11 protein-coding genes and 1 pseudogene are annotated in these 18,479 nt (G+C 45.5%); 6 read left to right on the forward strand and 6 right to left on the reverse strand.

The annotated features are described in order from the left end of the window. Positions 1–104 precede the first annotated feature (104 nt). Complete coding sequence (locus tag MEALZ_RS06890) at positions 105–2,543, reverse strand: caspase family protein (RefSeq protein ID WP_014147896.1); 2,439 nt, start codon at positions 2,541–2,543, stop codon at positions 105–107. Positions 2,544–2,592: 49 nt separating this feature from the next. Beyond that, positions 2,593–3,114: a type VI secretion system lipoprotein TssJ gene (gene tssJ / locus MEALZ_RS06895; protein ID WP_162472927.1), complete on the reverse strand. Its 522-nt coding sequence runs from the start codon at positions 3,112–3,114 to the stop codon at positions 2,593–2,595. Positions 3,115–3,423: 309 nt separating this feature from the next. Here tssJ and MEALZ_RS06900 point away from each other — a divergent pair, with 309 nt between their 5' ends. From MEALZ_RS06900 to parC, 3 genes are all read left to right on the forward strand, one after another. Continuing rightward, positions 3,424–4,263 (forward strand): transglycosylase SLT domain-containing protein, encoded by an 840-nt coding sequence (locus MEALZ_RS06900; protein WP_014147898.1) that lies wholly within the window; start codon positions 3,424–3,426, stop codon positions 4,261–4,263. A 359-nt stretch (positions 4,264–4,622) separates the two neighbouring features. Beyond that, positions 4,623–5,132, forward strand: coding sequence for an acyl-CoA thioesterase (locus MEALZ_RS06905; protein WP_014147899.1), 510 nt, complete (start codon positions 4,623–4,625; stop codon positions 5,130–5,132). A gap of 3 nt (positions 5,133–5,135) precedes the next feature. Continuing rightward, a complete protein-coding gene (gene parC / locus MEALZ_RS06910) occupies positions 5,136–7,367 on the forward strand; it encodes a DNA topoisomerase IV subunit A (protein WP_014147900.1) in 2,232 nt (743 codons plus the stop codon). Positions 7,368–7,699: 332 nt separating this feature from the next. On the opposite strand, the gene folD is transcribed toward parC, so the two are convergent. The 3 genes from folD to prsK all read right to left on the reverse strand — a co-directional run bounded on the left by folD (position 7,700) and on the right by prsK (position 12,158). Next, positions 7,700–8,551, reverse strand: a complete 852-nt coding sequence (folD, locus tag MEALZ_RS06915) for a bifunctional methylenetetrahydrofolate dehydrogenase/methenyltetrahydrofolate cyclohydrolase FolD (RefSeq protein WP_014147901.1) — start codon at positions 8,549–8,551, stop codon at positions 7,700–7,702. Between the two features lie 101 nt (positions 8,552–8,652). Next, positions 8,653–10,008 (reverse strand): PEP-CTERM-box response regulator transcription factor, encoded by a 1,356-nt coding sequence (gene prsR / locus MEALZ_RS06920; RefSeq protein ID WP_014147902.1) that lies wholly within the window; start codon positions 10,006–10,008, stop codon positions 8,653–8,655. After that, positions 10,005–12,158, reverse strand: a complete 2,154-nt coding sequence (prsK, locus tag MEALZ_RS06925; protein WP_014147903.1) for an XrtA/PEP-CTERM system histidine kinase PrsK — start codon at positions 12,156–12,158, stop codon at positions 10,005–10,007. The genes prsR and prsK overlap by 4 nt, the downstream gene beginning before the upstream one ends. 407 nt (positions 12,159–12,565) lie before the next feature. Here prsK and MEALZ_RS06930 point away from each other — a divergent pair. Further along, positions 12,566–14,494, forward strand: a pseudogene (locus MEALZ_RS06930) (tetratricopeptide repeat protein); the annotation flags it as partial. Positions 14,495–14,701: 207 nt separating this feature from the next. Here MEALZ_RS06930 and tnpC read toward each other — a convergent pair. After that, positions 14,702–16,282, reverse strand: coding sequence for an IS66 family transposase (tnpC, locus tag MEALZ_RS23370; protein ID WP_014133085.1), 1,581 nt, complete (start codon positions 16,280–16,282; stop codon positions 14,702–14,704). Positions 16,283–16,361: 79 nt separating this feature from the next. Between tnpC and MEALZ_RS06940 the strand changes: the two genes are divergently transcribed. Both MEALZ_RS06940 and MEALZ_RS06945 read left to right on the forward strand, forming a co-directional pair. Beyond that, positions 16,362–16,568, forward strand: a complete 207-nt coding sequence (locus MEALZ_RS06940) for a hypothetical protein (RefSeq protein WP_014147905.1) — start codon at positions 16,362–16,364, stop codon at positions 16,566–16,568. 1,120 nt (positions 16,569–17,688) lie between these two features. Continuing rightward, on the forward strand, positions 17,689–18,435 hold the full coding sequence (locus tag MEALZ_RS06945) for a polysaccharide biosynthesis/export family protein (RefSeq protein ID WP_014147907.1): 747 nt from the start codon (positions 17,689–17,691) through the stop codon (positions 18,433–18,435). Positions 18,436–18,479: the final 44 nt, after the last annotated feature.

Raw genomic sequence — 18,479 nt, forward strand, 5'->3', positions numbered from 1 at the left:
GAGCAAAAATCTGCTTTGTCGCCGACACCCGTCAATCGAGCCACCGAACCTCCTTCCAACAATTATCGAAGTTATTTAATGCTCGTTCCTTAACGGTGTTGTCGTTAAGCACCGGGAACGAAAAAGAACGGGCTGCCCTCGTGACCGGCATGTTGAAGCGGCGCGTATTGAGGTGCTTGAGTAAAACCCACACGGGATGCCGAAGTTCGAACTTGTTTCGATACCGAACGAAAAATATCATAATCTTCGATTAAACCCCGATTGCTTTGAAGTGCATCGATAAAGGCTCGGGCAAATATTGAATGCTGACCGTCTCCTTCGTCGAGAACCGGAGCCACGCCTCCTGATGTCAAGACGGTTCGTGCTTTCCGTGTTGCCATGAATTTCAGCCATTTTTCACGTTTATCTTCGGGCATGCCGTCCGGTAGTCTAGCAATCGCCGTTCCGGTCATCGCGCCCGAGTAGCAAGAATCGGCCACAACTAGGATGTGTCGTGCGGCGATGATGTTCAGATAGCGGGTGATATCGTCGCTGGAAATCCAGTTTGCGGTATTGTCGATTTCGGCATCGGTAGGTAGCCAGTAAGCCGCAAGGCTGGTTTTGTCTCGTTCTCCATGACCCGCATAATAAATTAATAAATTGTCGTTTTCTTTTAATGAATTGCGAATAGCATTCAGCGCCGTCATGATTTGGTGGCGATTGGCATTTTGCAGCAATGTGGTTTTGAAACCATAGCGTTGGCGCAAAATCGACTCGACCGCTTTGGCATCGTTGATCGCGGTTTTCAGTGTCGGTAGCTCCGTATAATCGTTATTACCGATGATGAGCGCATGATAACGCCCGAAGTCGACATCATAAAATCGACCGGGTTTTCTAGGTGTCGTTGGTTGGCTGTCTATGCTTGAAGTGGCGATTTCTTCTTGGGTTACGATATTGAAATTCAGACTAGTTCTTTTGTCTTTTTTATCGATGGCGACGATTTTGATCGGTGTCGTCGCTTCTGTGGCAGTGATATTTATCTTAAAGAAACCCTGCGTATCGATGTTTTCAGGTTTATCATTGACCACTAATGTTTTAAGCCCTGCAGGCGCTTCGACTTTGCCGGTGATGGTTTTTGATGGGGCTATCGATCTTAACAATAAACTCGGAACGCCTCGAGTCAATACCATCGGCGGATCGATAATTTGAATTGTTGGAGCGGCAGAGGCTAACTGTATCAATTGACCGCTTTCCAATTTTGTTACGGCTTTGCGTTGTTCGTTAATTCGGTTTTTTAAGGTATTGATTTCCTGTGCAACCGTTTGCAACGATTGTTTTTGCCGGTCCAAATTAGCCCTGATTTCCTTCGCTCTTAGTTGTTCTCTCGGCGAATCGCTTTGTTCGGCCGATGATGAGCCCACAGCTTCTAAGGATCGTTTGATTTCATTGGAGATCCTTATGTAATGACTTTCTTTTTCTTGAAGTAAGGTTTCGTTTTTTTGCAGTTCGCTACGAGCATTAGCGAGTGTTTTAGCGGATTGGTCGTCGATGATCGGTTTTTGCGGAGCGCTAGCGACGATTTTTTGTTCCTGGACTAAAGCGGCTTGAGTTCTATGCTTGATGGATTTCTGTTTGGTTTCCAGGGAGCGTTCTAATTTTGAAATTTGAGTTTGTCGCGCTTCGAATTCGGTTTGATCGGCTTTTAATTCCTGTTCCAGCGCTTTCAGTAGCGATTCGTTACGGGTGGATTTGTTTTTTTCCTGTTCGAGTTGTTGTTTTTTTTGCTCTAAGTTTCTTTGTATCGAGCGTAGATTGTCTTGCTGTTGTCTGAGTTGGCGTTGTGTGTCGGCTAGTTGGCTTCGTAATTGATCCGCCTCGAATTTACGTCGAGCGGCATCTTGCCGTAAAGCTTCCAATTCTTGTTCATGAGCGCTGGAAAACTGTGCCTCGACAACCGAAGCAAATTGCAAGTCGGTGTTTTCTAAGCCTGATGCCTTACGATACCAATTTAATGCAGTAGTCAGGTCTTTTTCAACGCCGAGACCTTTTTCATATAAATAACCGAGATTAATTTGCGCTCTCGAATGACCTGTTTCGGCGGCTTTTCGGTACCATTCGGCGGCTAAGCGAGGATCCGCTTGCGCGCCTAGTCCTTTTTCGTAGATTTCGCCGACGTTGATTTGCGCTTCGGGGTCACCTTGTTGTGCAAGCGGTAGCCATATTTTTAAAGCGCTGGCTAAATTAGCTCTATCATAAGCGACATATTCGCCTCCGCGAATTTCGCATTCCCCCGCAGTCGTTTTGATAGCGCGTCTGGCTGTTAAGTAGGTCATTTGCGTACCGAGCTTTCTGACTTGTCCGGGTAGCAGGCAATCGACGACGAATAGCTTGTCGGTGTCTTGAGGTTTAAAGCCTTCTAAAGCTTTGAGGCCTTCTGGGCTGGTTGGGTCGGTTGTTTGGCAGCCGAGGGATAATATCAGTGATGTCAATATCGCAACAAACAGAGTTTTTTTGGTGCTGATTTGTTTATACTGTGTCGGTGGTTTTGGAATGTTGCCTGACATGTTTTCCGCCTTTGTTAAACAAGGTGATGAAGGGTTCTATTGATTTCCTTTAATCGGCATTTTTTGTTTTCAGTGTCACAGTATATTGATCGAAATTAATAGTAACCTTATTAGTTTGATTGGGGACGATCTTCATCGATGCTTTCCATTGTGCGGTATCGAGGTTGCGAAATGCCGCGAAGATAGCCAAATAGCGAGCTTCAGGTTTGCTTTCTAAGCTTAAATTCCGGTTTGTATCAGGCTGAAGTTCCAGTTCCTTGCGAAAAATAATGTCTTGGCCCAGCAGTGCTACGTCATTGTCGTAAATGGCGAAAAAATCGCTTGTATTGAATTTATCGATTGCCTCGAATTGGTATATTCTAACGACCAAGGGCGATGCGCGGCCTTCAATATCGGGGTTTAGAAGTTTGCCGGCTTTTAGTTTTAGCTCGAGTATCGTGGGGTCCGGTGTCGGTGCAATTACCTCCTCCTTGGTAGAGCATGCCGTAGTGTTGAGTAGTAATGCGCTTAATAATAAGATTCGCCATTGCGTGTTTAGGCGTGAGAGATCAATTCTATTGCTTTTATTCATGATTTTGTATTGATTATTCAAGCCTAGATAGGCGCCATGCACTGATTACTTTTGAAGTCTAGCTGCAATTTTATAATTCGGTCAACTTTCGAGTTATTCATGAAGCGGTTCTGAGTTTTCGGAGTGTTCCCGGTGTTATATTTGTTTCATCTCAATTTTCGGCATTGGCACTAAGAGTAATGTCGGAATTTTTTACAGTTATCCAGCCAAACAAGTGGTGTGATCATTATAAGTAATAGGAAAATAATGGATATTATTTTATGGCTTTAAAATTGCTTTCCATAATGTTATGCAAAACGAGAGACTGACATGAGTTGGCTATTAAGGCTATTTGCCGTAATTCTATTTTTTTCCTCGCCGTTATTTGCAGCCGAAGTTGCGGACGATCATCCTAGCGGAATTCGTAAAATGGCGATGGTTTACGAACACGGCCGCGGCGTGAAAAAAAATTATCGGAAAGCTTACGAATTGTATTGTAAGGCGGCATTAATGTCTGATGTCGAATCGGCTTACCATTTGGGTTTTATTTATTTCAATGGCCGAGGGGTGTCGAGAAATTTATCGGTAGCGCTTTATTGGTTCAGGTTGGCGGCAAAAGCGGGAGATCCCTATGCCAGGCGCATGGTTATCAAATTTAAAAATATTAAACCGACGAAAGATTCCCGTTGTCGCCGCCCTGAGCCCGAATTAACGATAACGGCCGAGCAGCATGCAAATCCCAATCGCCAAATCGTCAAATCGTGGGTCGAAAAAATTGCTCCGAATTACGGTATCGATCCTGAGCTTGTTATGGCGGTTATTCAGGCCGAATCTGCCTTTAATCCCGTCGCATTATCGAACAAAAATGCTCAAGGCTTGATGCAATTGATTCCGGCAACCGCCGAGAGATTCGGTGTCAAAGATACTTTTAATCCTATTCAGAACATCAAGGGCGGTACGGCTTATCTGCATTGGCTGATGCGCCATTTCAACGGCAATGTGGAGTGGGTATTGGCGGCTTACAATGCGGGAGAGGGTGCCGTCGAACGCTATAAAGGTGTGCCTCCTTATCGAGAAACGCAAAATTACGTTAAAATGATACTTAAGAAATATCCTAATAAAACACATCCTATTCCGGGTGAGCATCCGCAACAAATTGATGCTTCATGAAAATTTTCATGTGATTTACTCTTGTAGGTATGGGCGCGACTGTCGATAATTCTAGAAAGAGAATTTAACATGAAGATCATGAAGAATAAGAGGTTATACCTCATGAGATTTATGGCTAATCTGCTGAATTTAGGATAATCGAAAAACTATACAGTTTTCTTCTCGGCGAGCATCCGCCGGTCTCGTTCCGTCCTTCCACGAGCTTCACTTGAATCTGCAGCTTTTCATCCGTCTCGTGGCGCAATCATTCTTGAAACCGGTTAAAATAGGCCGTTTGTTAGCCTTTCATTCGAATTGGAATACGAATCGATAAGATTTGTTTGGTCGAAAAGGCGTTATAAAACCACTCCGGAAAACATGTGAATCAATCGAAAAAACAACAAGAGAAAACATTGCAGATGGCTGTTTTGATGACGCCGGATATGGCCAATTTTTCCGGTGTCGTGCATGGCGGTTCGTTATTAAAACTGCTAGATCAGGCCGCTTATGCTTGTGCGGCACGGTATAGTAAGAACTATGTTGTAACGGCATCGTTAGATCAAGTTTTTTTTAAGGAAAAAATTCAGGTTGGCGAGTTGGTGACCTTGTCCGCACATGTCAATTATGTCGGGCGGTCTTCAATGGAAATCGGCATCAAAGTGGTTGCCGAGAATTTACGCACTCAAGAAAAAAGACACACCAATTCGTCTTATTTTACGATGGTGGCGGTCGATGAGAATGGCAAGCCGGTGCCTGTTCCGCCATTGACCATAGAAAGCGAATTGGAACAGAAACTATACGATGCCGCGTTGATGCGCAAAAAAATGCGCCAGGAAATCATGGAAAAACATATGGCCTTACACGTCGATCTACCGAAGGACGATCTTTAATTTATGGGTATTCAGGAAAACTTCGAACAACTTCCGTTAAAGGAATTTACCGAAAAGGCATATCTCGATTATTCGATGTATGTGATTTTGGACCGTGCCTTACCGCATATTGGCGATGGCCTCAAGCCGGTGCAGCGACGCATCGTTTATGCAATGTCGGAGCTGGGGCTGACTGCAGCGGCAAAATATAAAAAATCGGCACGTACGGTAGGTGACGTGCTCGGTAAATATCATCCGCATGGCGACTCGGCCTGTTATGAAGCGATGGTGTTGATGGCTCAGGATTTTTCCTATCGTTATCCGTTGATCGACGGTCAAGGGAACTGGGGTTCGCCGGACGATCCGAAATCGTTTGCCGCGATGCGCTATACCGAATCGCGTTTGACGCCTTACGCACAAACCTTGCTAAGCGAACTGGGGCAGGGGACCGTCGATTGGACCGACAACTTCGACGGAACGATGAAGGAACCGGTATTGTTGCCGGCGCGTTTACCGAATGTATTGTTGAACGGCACGATGGGTATCGCGGTAGGCATGGCGACCGATATTCCGCCGCATAATCTTAGAGAAGTGGCGGCGGCATGCGTGCAATTGCTGGACGATCCCGATACGCCGTTGGAAAGATTGTTCGACCATATCAAGGGTCCTGATTATCCAACTCACGCCGAGATCATTACACCCGTCGAGGAGCTACGAAAGATGTATGCATCCGGCAACGGTTCGGTCAAAATGCGTGCCCGTTATGAACTGGAAGACGGTAATATCGTTATTACCGCCTTGCCGCATCAAGTGTCAGGAGCCAAATTACTCGAACAGATCGCAGCGCAAATGAATGCGAAAAAATTGCCGATGATCGATGATTTGCGCGACGAATCCGACCATGAAAATCCGACGCGTTTGGTCGTGATGCCGAAATCCAAACGCATCGATGTCGAAGCGGTGATGTCGCATTTGTTTGCGACGACCGATTTAGAGAAAAATTTTCGCGTAAATTTAAATATGATCGGCCTAGACGGTCGGCCGCAAGTCAAAAATCTTAGAACGATATTGACCGAATGGCTGATCTTCCGAACCGAAACGGTTAGACGCAGGTTGCAATACCGGTTAGACAAGGTCTTGGCTCGTTTGCATATCCTAGAGGGATTATTGATCGCCTATCTGAATATCGACGAAGTCATTACGATTATTCGGTACGAGGACAAGCCGAAACCGGTGTTGATGGAGCGCTTCGGTATCAGCGATCTTCAGGCCGAAGCGATCTTGGAATTGAAACTGCGGCATTTGGCTAAATTGGAGGAAATGAAAATTAAAGGCGAGCAAGCAGAGCTCGAAAAAGAGCGGCAAGCCTTGGAAAAAACCTTGGGTTCGAAAGCTTTGCTGAACCGTTTGATCAAAAAAGAAATTCAGGTCGATGCCGAAAAGTTCGGTGACGAGCGGCGCTCGCCGATTATTGAGAGGGGTTCGGCAAAGGCGCTCGACAGCACGGAATTAATCGCGAATGAGCCGGTCACGGTGATATTGTCGCAAAAGGGCTGGATTCGTGCCGCGAAAGGTCATGACATCGATGTTGAAGGCTTGAATTACCGCTCCGGAGACGGCTTTCTGCATGCGGTAAAAACCCGCACGACTCAGCCGGTTTATGTATTGGATTCGACCGGACGCGTTTATACAACTGCAAGTCATGACTTACCTTCGGCGCGCAGTCAAGGCGAACCGCTGACCGGTCGATTCAATCCGCCTGCAGGGTCTTTATTTATTGGTTTACTGGCTGGCAATCCGGAGGATTGGTATGTGCTGGCCGGATCTACCGGTTACGGCTTTAGGGTGCAATTGAAGGATTTGTTCGGTAAGAATAAAGCCGGTAAAACGGTTGTTACCTTACCGGTGGGCGCGAAGGCGTTGTTGCCGGTTCGAGTGCATCGCGATAGCGATTTGTTGGCGATTGCGACGTTACAGGGGAGGTTGTTGATTTTTCCGGTCAATGAATTGCCGGCTTTGACGCGGGGTAAGGGCAATAAACTGATTCAAATTCCGCCAAGCGACTTGGCCGACGGCAGCGATGCGGTCATGGCATTGGCCGTGATTTCCGAGCAAAGCGAATTGAAGCTCATTTCCGGTAAACGCACACTGACGCTCAAAACAGCCGATATCGGGCATTACAGCGGAGCCCGGGCGAAGCGGGGCTTACATTTACCGCGCGGCTTTCAAAAAGTCGACAGTTTTGTAGTCGAGTAAGTATACCTTTCGCACTTCAAATTTCGGCAGTGCCAGAGGAGGCGCCTGGGTGTCCGATAACGGCTTTGCCAGCATGGAGCTGGCATAGAGCCTACATGGACGTATTCTCGGCGTCCTTTAACGGGCACCCAGGCGCCGAATTTTGATCTACGACGGGTATATTTCCGCGGGGAGGCGCAGGGTTTCATTCATCGTTCCCATCGCTCCAGCGTGGGAATGCATACCGATCGTGACTCGGCAGCCAAGATATGGGTTCCCACGGAGGACCATGGGAACCAGAAAGCCGCGGGAACGAACTATCATCTCCGCGCCTCAGCGCGAGATTGTAAGATTTAGCTATGCGCCTGTTCGGCGGCAATGACGGTATTGGCGACCAGCATCGTGATCGTCATCGGACCGACGCCGCCCGGTACCGGCGTGATGTAACCGGCGACTTCCTTAACGCTTTCGAAATCGACATCGCCGACCAATTTACCGTCCTCGAGCCGGTTGATGCCGACATCGATGACAGCCGCGCCGGGTTTGACCATATCGGCGGTAATCAAATTAGGTTTGCCGGTCGCGACGACCAGAATGTCGGCCAATGAGGTGAATTGCTTCAGATCACGAGTTTTCGAGGTGCAAATACTGACGGTCGCATTTTTTTGCAGCAGCATCAGTGCCATCGGTTTGCCGACGATGTTGCTGCGCCCAACGATGACGGCATTTTGGCCTTCGATCGGGATGTCGCAATATTCAAGCAAACATTGAACTCCGTAGGGTGTGCAGGGCGGGAATATCGTATTGCCGGCCATCAAGGCGCCGAGGTTGTACAAATGAAAGCCGTCCACGTCTTTATCGGCATTGATGGTTTCGAGAACTTTGTTGACGTCGATATGATCGGGGAGGGGCAGTTGTACCAATATACCGTGGATCGAAGAGTTATCATTAAGGCGTTCGATAGCCGATAGCAATAACGTTTCGCTGATATCTTCGGGCAAGTCGATCAATTCGGAATAAATGCCGACTTCGTGACAGGCTTTGATTTTATTGCGCACATAGACTTGCGAGGCAGGATTGTCGCCGACAATGATGACGGCTAGGCCCGGGAGCACGCCTTTTTCTTTGAGTTGAGCTACGCGTTGTTTCCATTTTTTGCGGACGTCCAATGCGACCGCCTTACCATCGATGATTTTTGCACTCATGATTTAATTATTTATGTTGTAAATATTATCGGCAAGCATAAGGAAGAACGTTCAAGAACGCAAACGCTCCACTACCGGTGGGACAATCTCTTTCAAAGCGATTAATCGCCCAAAACGATGTTGTATTTACCGAGCAGGGAGTAAAGCGTCGGGCGTGTAATGCCTAATAGTTTTGCCGCATTAGAAACGTTATGGTTCGAGAAATTCAGCGCTCTTTTTATCGCAAGTGTTTCGGCAGCTTCCCGAACTTCTTTTAAGTTAAGCGGCAGGGCGTCATGGTTTTCGCCGTCCATTTCGAGGTCGTTTAACGTTATCAGCGATTCCTCTGCCATGATGACCGCGCGTTTAATTTTATTTTCCAATTGACGAATATTTCCCGGCCATTCATAAGTTTCGATGGCTTGAGCGGCTTCTTTGGTAAATCCCTTAATCGATTTTTTATGTTGGTCGTTGAATTTTCTCAATAAGCCGGTTGCGATAATGAGAGCATCTCCTTCGCGTTCTCTGAGCGGAGGAATATTGATGGTCATTTCACTGATACGATAATACAAGTCTTCTCGAAATGCACTTTGTTGAATCAGGTTTTGAATATTTTGGTGGGTCGCGCAAATAATGCGAACATCGACCGGTATCTCGCCGCGCCCGCCCAAGCGCTCAATGGTTCGCTCCTGAATGAAGCGTAATAATTTTGATTGTAGATTGAAAGGTAGATCGCCTATTTCGTCGAGGAAAAAAGTACCGCCGTCGGCATATTCTATTTTTCCTTTGGTTTGTTTGACGGCACCGGTGAATGCCCCTTTTTCATAACCGAATAATTCACTTTCTAATAGGTTTTCAGGAATGGCCGCGCAATTGACCGGTACGAAAGGCTTTTTAGCCCGGTCGCTGAGGTCGTGAATCGCTCTTGCGAAAACTTCTTTACCGGTTCCGCTTTCACCGAGTAATAAAGTAGTGATTTGCATCGGAGCGATTTTTTCCACGGTTCTGGAAATTTCCTGCATTTTTTTGCAGGCCGCGATAATGCCATTTAACGGCTCATGGTTTTTTTGCTGAAGTTTTGAGTTTTCATTTTCCAGCGAGGTCAGATGAAAGGCGCGCTGGATGATCGTGTTCAAAACATCGAGATCGACCGGTTTCTGGTAAAAATCGTAGGCCCCCAATGCGATGGCTTGGAGTGCGTTGTCTCTATCGTCATTGCCGGTCACGACGATGACTTTAGTGGTTGGGGCCAGTTGCAGGATTTCTTTTAAGGTTTCGAGCCCTTCGCTGGCGTTGGTCGGATCGGGAGGCAGGCCCAAGTCAAGTGTCACAACACTCGGTTGATAACGCCTCAATGCGGTAATGGCCTCTGGTCTGTCGCCCGCTATGACGATCTGGTATTTTTCGAAGCCCCATTTGAATTGTTTTTGCAAGCCGGGATCGTCTTCCACTATGAGTAAAATACTGTCGTCGCTCATTTCTCGCCTTTTAATATTGCTTGGGTCATATCAAGTTGAACGTTCGGTTCGACGCTGGTTTGAGTCGGTTGCTTTTGCCGTTTATAAAGCGGCAAGGTGATCGTAAAAGTTGTTCCCCTACCGGGTAGGCTTTTAACATCGATCGTCCCCGACTGTTTTAAAATGTAATCTCGAGCTTCGTAAACGCCGATCCCCATACCCGCGTTGCCTTTTGTCGTATCGAAAGGCTTAAATAACCTTTCGGCAATAAACTTGTTATCCATTCCGGCGCCGCTATCGATAATTTTGATGATTGCTCTGTCAGCCTTTTGTGTTAACTCCAATTTAACAAAGCCATCGTCATCGGTTGCTTCTTGAGCATTTTGTATGAGATGCCCGAGAACGGCTGGTATTTTAGCTTGTTCGCCTTGAATTTCGCAGTCTTGGCTAATATCGGAGAGAATTTCCAAGGTCGGGCGGTTGCTTGACTGTTGTTGCGCGACGTCTTGGATGATGTGATTTAGGTTAAGTACGGCTTGGGTTTCGGCTTGGATATTGCCTTTTTTCAATTGATCGATGATGTGTTGCATTTTTGTCACGACATTTTGCAATGTATCAATGGAATCTTCAATGAATTCGGGGTTATGTTTATGTTTTTCTGCATTTTTAACTATCATCGCCACTTGAGCGATCAAATTTTTTAAATCATGCACTACGAATGCGGATAGTCTACTGTAAGCTTCAAATTGTCGAGCACGAGACAATTCGTCAAGCGTTTGGTTTAAGGCGAGGGCATTACTCAATTGGAATCCGACAGTCTTTAATAAGTCGAGATCCTCCCAGTTAAGTGCCCTGGGTACGCGCGCTTGGGTAAGAACAACGAAGGCTTCTAATGAGTTTAGCCTGTACAGTGGGATAATGAGCCAAATTTTGCTGTCGTCGAAATTCCACTTCGACAAATCAATATCATCGTACAGATCCGGATTATCATTGTATTGTACGAAATCGATGACCCATTGCTTGTCGGCTAAGAATCGAATAAAAGGTTCGTCTTTATCAAATAATTGTTCCGGTTCGAAGCCTAAGTGTTTGTGTTCGGCTAAATAAAAATCGCCTTGTTCGTTTTTTAGCCAGAGCCCTCCGCCGGAACTCTCCACTAAGTCGGCCATGGTTTTAATAATGAGTCCTGCCAATTCGCTGACCGAATTTAATTGCGCGAGGGTTTTACTAAGCTTGATCCATTCTTCTCGATAATCATAGCGATATTCAAGAAAATGTTTACTCAAATTAACTTTGACTAACGCTCTAATTTTTCCGGAAATAAAAAGAACGATCAGCAATAAAATAGCTAAAAAAATAAAGGTAAATTGAGCGACTTCCCCCCAATTGCCGCCATAGTCACGTATATAAAATCCGGCAACTGACATCAGGACCAAGTATAATCCGGAGCCGAATAAAACAGTGGTATGAAAAACGATTTTTCTTGAAACGGTCAATTCGGTGTCTTTTTCTTGTAAACGCAGCATGGAAACCGCGAGCATAGGCGCTATTATGGCATTGATAATTCCCCGTGAACTCCATATCGCCGAATCCAACGAAAAAAACAGTAATGATTTGCTGTATAGAATAAAGTCGACTATAAACAAAGCGCCAAGACCTACGCATAAGAATTTTATCGACCAACGTTGATCGGAAAATGCGTTGCGATAAATTTGCTCAATTAGCATTAGACCGACAATTGCAAAAATGACATGGATAAATAAGCGCAAGTCCCTTTGCAGTATCTGGTTGATGGCTTGTAGTAAGCTTGAATTGACTTCGTAAAGAAACACAAGAATTGTGCTAAACAAGATTAACAAAACATTTTTAGATCTAAAAAAAATCGAAAAGCGTTCCCCCTTGCGTTGTTTGAAGCTTATAAAGCAAAGAAAAATCAGCCAAGCTCCATTGCGTAAAGTCTCGAAAGGTAGCGCATCGGAACTAAAATAGAACCGATCTTGCAGGGTAAACGTTGTGTAACCTAACCAAATCAAGGAAAGAGACGTTGCTAGAAAGAAGGGCAGGAAATAAGGGCTTTTTTTTATGCTTATTAATGAAAATGGAATTAACAAGGCATAACTGGTCGTAGCGGTAAGGTAATTGTAAAAGCTGTAATGTTCCAGAGTGTCCATGTTATTCGTAGCGGTCAGAGAAGGTTAAGAGCCGATGTAAAATCGGCGAAATCTCAATTTCAATGGTAAGGTTTGAGATCAAGTCTGTATTGAATGATACGGGTTTGTGCTTTAATAACCAATAGTTCAAACTTGGTTGATAAATAGACATGTTGCTTTCTGTATTTGTTACATCCATGTGATTCAGCAGTTGCCGAGGAGTAAAAGTCGACCTAACTTCCCGGTCCCCCTTTAATAACTGTCGAAATTTGATGTACGAAAGATATAAACTATTTTTCCACTAGACTAAAGTAACTAAAATTTCCTATGAAGGTTTAGCGACAATGCTGATAAGAATTATTAAGAATTTTACTGTTGTTCTGTGTTTTTCGCTGTTAACGGCTTGTAGTTCGCCTGAAGAAATCGCGATGGATAGTCAAGCGAAAGGAATTGAACTTTATAATCGAGGTGAATATGCGAAGGCCGAATTAGAGTTGAAAAGCGCAATTCAGCAGGATGCTAGTGTCGCCGATGCTTATTACTATCTCGCGCTGGTGAATGAAAAAAATAGGAATTTTAAAAGCATGAAAGATAACTTGATTGAAGCAATCAAGTTAAAGCCTGAGAATCTAGATGCCAAACTACGCTTAGGTAAAGTTTTATTGCTGTTGAATGAAGCTGAAAATGCACTGGTTCAAGTTAAGGAAATTTTAGAGCAGGAGGCCGATAATGTGGATGCAAAAACCTTGGAGGCATCGATTCTTATCAGACAAAATAAAATGTCTGAAGCGTTGCCGATTCTGGACGAAGTGCTCAAGCAAGATCCAATGCATAATGATGCCCTATCTCTGAAAGCGGCTTTATTGATGGAAGATCAAAACTTTGACGAGGCGCTTTCGTTGATCGAGCCGGCTATCGAGTCGGATCGCGATAATTTGTCATTGCGGTTATTGAAAGTCAAAATTGACGCTCAAAATAAAGATATCGATGCAGTCATAGCGGATTATCAAGATCTCATCAGAATTTTTCCGGAAAAGGATGAACTAAAGTACGCGTTGGCTAAGATCTATTCAGCAGCTAAAAAAAATCAAGAGGCCGAACACATTCTGACCGAATTGGTCGACCAGCGACCCAATGATATTCAACAAAAGCTAATTTTATTAGGTTTTATCTATCAAACGGACAGGAACAGAACGGACGAGGTTTTACAAAGCTTTATAAAAAGCAGTCAAGAAAATCCTAAGCACTTGCTTGAATTAGCAAAATGGACTTTGATGGTCAATAACGTAAGCGCTGCAAAACAGCAATTAAAAGACATTGCCGATAATAAAAAGTTTAAAGCTGATGTTCGTACCGAAGCCGATTTATTATTGGCCAATATTTATTTTGAGCAAGGAGATTATAAGGCTACCTCTGAAGCGGTTCAGGCGATTTTAAATAAAAATCAAAATCAAATCGGCGCAAAGATCCTTAAAGCGAAAGTTTGGGTTCAAGAAGGTCAATTGGAGGAAGCATCTGCATTGCTAAATACAGTGCTATGGGACATGCCGAATTCCGATGAGGCGATCGTACTGCTGGGCGATATTTTTTTACAGCAGGGTGAGTTAGATAAAGCTCAAAAGAACTTTAAAGAAGCACTCGATATTAATCCGGCTAATTTACAAGCCTTATTTCCAGTGGTTGAGAAAGCGGTCAAGGAAAACCAACTCGACTATGCCTCTCAATTGCTGACAAAAGCATTGGCAAGGAGGCGTAATCAGGTTTCGCTATTAAATAAATTAGTGCAGATCAAGATGGTTCAAAAAGATTGGGAGGCGGCCGAGAAGTTGATTACAACGATGGAGTCGCAACCCAAATCTATATTTTTGGCTAAGTTTTTAAGAGGCAAGTTATACCAAGAGCAAGGCGACTGCAATAAAGCTATACCTTTATTCAAGGAAACACTGGCAAGATATCCGACTCAAGCCGATAGTCTAACAGAAATGGCACGTTGTCATGAGATGCTGAAACAGCGGCCTAAAATGCTTGCTTATCTAAATGCTTTAATTAAGGATAACCCGGCGAATATTTCCGCAATTGTTTTGAAAAGTAAGTTGATGACCTTGGATCGCCAATTTGACGATGCCGTTACTTTGTTAAAAAAAGCGATAGACGATTATTCGAACTCGGTTTCGCTGTATTCTGAATTAGCCAGAGTCTATGTACAAAAAAATCAAATAAAAGATGCGCTGAAAACTTATCAAGTGGGCTTGGAAAACAATCCTGGGAGTCTTGAGCTTTCTATGTTGTTAGCTTCAACTTATGTTGAACAAAAAAACTACGATGAAGCGGTTGCAATTTATTATCAAGTCTTAGAAAAAAATCCAAAGCTCGATATCGCTAGGAATAATTTGGCGGCTATTCTATTGGATCATTATGGACAGGCGGATGATATCGAAAAAGCTGTGCAATTAGTTCAGCGTTTTAAGAACAGTGACCAACCTTATTTTATCGATACTTATGCATGGGCTGAATTTAAGGCTGGGCGATTAAATGGTAATCGTTTAGCCCCCCCCCTGTTCCTATCACGCCAAAACCGGCATAGGCAAACGAGGGACGGGTTGGTTTTTACGGCGTTCGGCCAGTGTTTGAGCAATAAACTCCCAAGGATTCAGGTCTCTCAAACGCGCGGTATCAATCACGCTCGCCAGCAAGGCAACCACGCGACTGCCTTGGGCCGTCCGCGAACCGAAGGTGATTTTGCGCAGCAATACCCAGTGCCGCAAACTGCGTTCCGCGACGTTGTTGGTCAATGGATGCGCCGGCGTTTCGACCACGCGCACGATGGCCTCCCAATCGTTGAGAAATTCGCCGGCTAATTGTCGGCTGTCAACATGCGCGATGTCTCGGTGCGTCTCGCAGAGCGAGCGCAGCAAGGTCAGCAACTGTTGATTCTGCGCCCATAAGGATTCGGCATCCGGCGGCGATTCGCGGAGTCGGTGGATGTTGCGCATCAACAGGATCATGGCCAATAACAAGGCTTCGCCGAAAGCTTGTCCTTCGCTATCCAGGCACTGATACAGTGCTCGGGCCTTGCGCACCAAGTGCGCCCAACAGCGCAAGCGCCTAGGAAAGATGCGATAGACGCTGTAGCCGTCGGTCATCAGTAAGCCGCAAAACGCTTCCCCTAAGAGCTGGTTCACGACGAGACGATGGCGTTTGCCCACTTGATAAATCACCGTCTGTGCGCTGACAAAGACCCAGAGCCAAAATAACTGCCCGGCTTCTTTCCAGGGTGTTTCATCGATATGTAAGAGGCCGGCGGCCTTGAGTTCCGCGATCAACTGCTCGTCGACGACCGGCGCAACGGCACGTCCCGCTTCATGAATGCATTGATTGATGGTGCTGGTGCTGAGGTAGATTCCCAGCCAATCGCGCAAATAGGCTTGGATTCTGCGGCGCGATGCCCGTAGGGACAATGAGAGATAAACCAAAAAGCTAACCAACCGAGGGCCGCACAGATGCCATTCGCTCAGGGCTACGCTCCAGCCATCTTCGTCGGCGCCTCGCCCGGGCTCGGCAAGGGTTTGATGACCGCAGGGACAGGTCGCCGAGAAGTAGTCATGTCGGCTATGTTCGATTTGTAATTTCGGCGATTCGGCGTTGCCGATTTCAAGCTCCAGTTCGAACCGGGCGTTCCAGGGTCGGTAGTCGGTGTTGTCGGCAAACGATTGCCTACACGCGGCGCAGCAATCCGGGCGATGCTCAATTGTCCGTGTCACCGGTAAGGTCAGGTTGCGGCTATAGCCTGGGCTACCGACTTGGCGCCCGGCTTTTTTAGGCTTTCCGCTATCACCGGTCGCCGCCGGAGGTGTTGCCGAGTCCTGGCTAGGTAAGTCATCTGACGAAGACTCAGACGAATCCAGTGCCGACAAGTCGTCCGTTGCCGGCGCTTCTTCCGACGGTTCGGCGCTGGATTGATTCGATTGCCAAGGCTCCCGGGATGACGGCGGACGCGAACTCGTATCCGGGGATTGTTTGAGTCGTTCTCGGGCTTCTTTGAGATCCGCCAACAGTTGCTTACTCAATGGACGCAACTCACCCTCCGGCAAATCATCCAGATAGTCCGTGTCCATTTGGCTAAGGTCTCGGTCGCTCAACGTCATGTCCTATAGCTTTTCATGTTTTAACGTGAGTTGCTACTTTTTTAGTGATGGGGGCTAAACGATTACATTAAATGAGGCTTTGTCGATTTTGCAAAAGGTTATCGTTGCCGCTCCCGATGTGCCGGTGTTTAGGTATCATTTGGCTTCGGTTTATCATGCTCTTGGAAATAAATCCGCAGCAATATCGGAATTGAGAGAAGTGATGGAACTCGCAAAATCTACTCAATTCGATCAGCTTGATGATGCGAAGCTAATGATGAGGCAATTATCCGGGAAATCCGAATAACGAAAATAAGAGCTCTTCCGGATTTCCCGTGGTAATTTGAAAAATTAGCGGCAAAGCAAGTTTTTAATGAATAAATTACATTTAATATCAGTTGCTTAAAGAGAATATTCTTTTCTTATTCGGTGTCGATCCGCTATTACCACGGCAAGTACGGAAGAGCCAAAATAAGTAGTATGGAACTAAAAAGTTAAATTTGGCATGATTTTTAACCTTTATATTTCGATAACGTAGATCGTAAGTCTTATATTTGTTAAAACTGGGCTAGGAGATGGCGATACGAATAAGGTATAAATTAAAAATATGCTGTAAGTCACCTATAATTGTATGAGAAAGGCGGTAACTATTCAGTCCCCCGACAATTATCGTTCCCACGCTCTGCGTCACTGCCATTAAGTTAAGCCGTTCGTGGTGAGCCTGTCGAACCATGGACGGCTTAACTTATCGACCCAGGATTTTTCCATTCACCCTTCGACAGGCTCAGGGCGAACGGAAAAATCCTTAACTTAATGGCAGTGACGCTCTGCGTGGGAATGCCTGAGAACCGCTCCAGCGGTACGAGACGCTAGAGCGTCTCGGTCTTCATTCCCACGCTAGAGCGTGGGAACGATAGGGGGGGGGGGAATAATTACGAAAGGCGCATACACAAGCTTGCTGTATCGTAATATTGCGTTCTACCTTATTGAAAAGCATTCATTAATGTGGATTAGCGAAAAAGTAGTAATTGGTAAGTATAAAAAGAATTCATTGAGCGAGTCGTAAGCGATTTGAGATCTTCAAGTCTTTGGCTCTCTAGGATTTTTCGTGGTAATGCATAATGATAACCATTCGTAAAATCAGAATAGATTTAAGCTGTTGATAAGAAATTTATTTTTCATTGTCATGTCAAAACACTTTTATGCCTTCTACCACGGGAAATCCGGAAGAGCCAAGTCTTTAGCTATTGCTGAGTTGTTTTTATTTCTACATCAAAGGTTTATAAGTTCATGTCGATATCATACTTCGATTTTTTTGAAGATTGAGTAAGAGCCTTTTTCGGCATGAGACAAAACCGAGTTATTTCCGATGTACCAGTAGAAAAGGTGCGTGTCAGATTTATTTTCAAATCTAGAGTTTAATTGGTATGACAAAAAAAATATTTATCTTATCTCTGTTCTTCTTGCTTTTGTCCGGATGCGGGTATCCTCCCTTGACCGATGATTCCGAATTGCCGCAAGACTATACCTATAGAATTGGTCCGGGAGACAGTGTGGAGATATTCGTATGGGGTTATCCGGAAATATCGACAACAGCGACTGTACGACCTGATGGCAAAATAACCACGCCATTGATCGACGATGTCGATGCAATTGGTAGAACGCCTTCCGAATTGGCGCGTGAAATGGAAGTTATTTTGAGCGAATATGTCAGAGACCCTCAAGTTGCTATCATTGTGGGCGGTTTTCAGGGCATTTACGAACAGCAAGTAAAAATTATCATGACCGGTAGCGGTATGGGCGGCGGCATGGGAGGCATGGGCGGCGGCATGGGCGGCATGGGAGGCATGGGCGGCGGCATGGGCGGCGGCATGGGCGGCGGTATGGGTGGTGGAGGCATGGGCGGCGGTATGGGTGGTGGAGGCATGGGCGGAAGTGGTACCGCTAGAGCCTTTCCCTATAAAAAAGGCATGACCCTACTCGATTTGATGATACAAGTTGGTGGTCTGGGGATCTTTTCCGATGGTAATAGAGCAAGTATCATTCGAAAAATCGATGATGACGATTATCAATTTGGTGTTCGAATAGACGATTTATTAAGCGATGGTGATTTGTCGGCGAATGTTAGGATAATGCCGGGCGACATCTTGATTATTCCGGAATCCTTTTTCTAAATGGAATGATTTTTAATAGCTGTATTCCGTATAGACTTCGCGCG

The sequence above is a fragment of the Methylotuvimicrobium alcaliphilum 20Z genome (assembly GCF_000968535.2).
Lineage (GTDB): Bacteria > Pseudomonadota > Gammaproteobacteria > Methylococcales > Methylomonadaceae > Methylotuvimicrobium > Methylotuvimicrobium alcaliphilum.